The sequence below is a fragment of the Streptomyces sparsus genome (assembly GCF_054776295.1).
This window is the reverse complement of the sequence record NZ_BAAHCA010001025.1, coordinates 1-1,606: the sequence shown is the minus strand read 5'-3', so window position 1 is coordinate 1,606 and position 1,606 is coordinate 1. Positions and strand designations below refer to the sequence as shown.

Genomic DNA, 1,606 nt, shown 5'->3' with positions numbered 1-1,606 from the left:
CCGGCGCCGCTCCAGCAGGCGCCGGCCCCCTACTTCCCGCAGCAGGCCGGCCCCGACCGCGGCGGTTACCAGGCCCCGCAGCAGTACCAGTACCAGCAGCAGCCGATGCGGCCGGTGGCGCCGCGACCGGCCGCCCCGCGTCCCGCCGTGCCGCGCCAGATGCCGGGCGTCTACGAGGACCCCTACGGCCGTCAGCACCCGGCACCGGGTTACTGATCCCGAGACCCGGCCAGGGGCCGACGGATGGGCGCGGGTGACAGGATGGCGGCATGCCCACGCCCACGCTGACCTCGTTGCACGTCTATCCGGTGAAGGGGGTGCGGGGGACGCCCCCCGGGGAGGCGGAGGTGCAACCCTGGGGCTTGGCCGCCGACCGCCGCTGGATGGTGGTGGACGCGAACGACCGCCAGGTGACGCAGCGCGAGCATCCGCGGCTCGCGCTGGCCGCAGCCGAACCGCTGCCGGGAGGAGCGGTACGGCTGACGGGCCCGGGCATGCCCGCGCTCACCGTGGAGGTGCCCGGCACCTCCACGCCGTCGACCGTGGTCGGTGTGTGGCGCAGCAAGGTGCCGGCCGTTCCGGCCGACGCCCCGGGCAACGACTGGTTCAGCAGGTATCTGGGTGAGCCGGTGCGGCTGGTGTTCATGGACGATCCGCGCAGCCGGCCGGTGGACCCGGCCTACGGCCGGGACGGGGAGACGGTGAGTTTCGCCGACGGATTCCCGTTGCTGGTGACGACCGCCGCGTCGCTGGAGGCGCTGAACCTGCTCATCGCGCAGGGCGACCACGCCGACGAGGGCCCGCTGCCGATGGACCGGTTCCGGCCCAACCTGGTGCTGTCGGGGACGGCACCGTGGGCCGAGGACGAGTGGCGGCGGTTGCGGATCGGCGAGGTGGTGTTCCGGGTGACGAAGCCCTGCGGGCGATGCGTCGTCACCACGACGGACCAGGGCACCGGGCAGCGCGGCAAGGAGCCACTGCGCACCCTGGCCCGTCACCGTCGGTTCGGGGACCAGCTGGTCTTCGGCCAGAATCTGGTGCCGGAATCCACGGGCAGGGTGCGCAGTGGGGATCAGGGTGAGGTGCTGGGCTGAGACGCGTCCGCCTCACCGGTCCCGGCCAGCAGCCGGGAGCGGATGAGGAAGCGCACCCCCTCGGGCGCCTCGAGGGAGAAGCCGCTGCCCCTGCCGGGCACCACGTCGACCGTCAGGTGGGTGTGGCTCCAGCGCGCGTACTGGTCGGCGGCGATCCAGAAGGGCACCGGATCCGCCACGCCCCGCACCACCAGCTCACCCAGCAGCACGTCGCTGTCGCCGGTCCGGAACTCGCCGCGCGGGTAGCACATCGGCGCGCTGCCGTCGCAGCAGCCGCCGGACTGGTGGAACATCAGGGGCCCGTGACGGTGGGTGAGGTCCCGCAGCAGCTCGGCTGCCGCCGCGCTCAGCGCGACCCGCACCGGTCCGGGGCCGGGCTCCTGACCCGGGGTGGGCACCACCGGTCATCACTCCTCACACGGGCGGCGGACGTCGAACGGGCGGGCCGCCCGGCAGCACCCGGGCGGGTGGTCCCTGGCGGGTGCTGCCCGGGCGGCATGCGCGGGGGTGCG

At 74.5% G+C, this 1,606-nt stretch carries 3 protein-coding genes; 2 read left to right on the top strand and 1 reads right to left on the bottom strand.

Annotated features, from left to right (window positions below; all coding sequences use genetic code 11):
• Positions 1–216 (top strand): DUF6643 family protein (locus tag ACYVE9_RS25990; RefSeq protein ID WP_461030340.1); only part of this gene is annotated, 216 nt, incomplete at its 5' end.
• A 53-nt stretch (positions 217–269) separates the two neighbouring features.
• A complete protein-coding gene (locus ACYVE9_RS25985; protein ID WP_461030339.1) occupies positions 270–1,094 on the top strand; it encodes an MOSC domain-containing protein in 825 nt (274 codons plus the stop codon).
• Here ACYVE9_RS25985 and ACYVE9_RS25980 read toward each other — a convergent pair.
• The gene (locus tag ACYVE9_RS25980) at positions 1,073–1,495 is read right to left on the bottom strand and encodes a DUF779 domain-containing protein (protein WP_461030338.1); all 423 of its coding nucleotides are present in this window, start codon (positions 1,493–1,495) and stop codon (positions 1,073–1,075) included. The genes ACYVE9_RS25985 and ACYVE9_RS25980 overlap by 22 nt on opposite strands.
• Between the last annotated feature and the right edge of the window lie 111 nt (positions 1,496–1,606).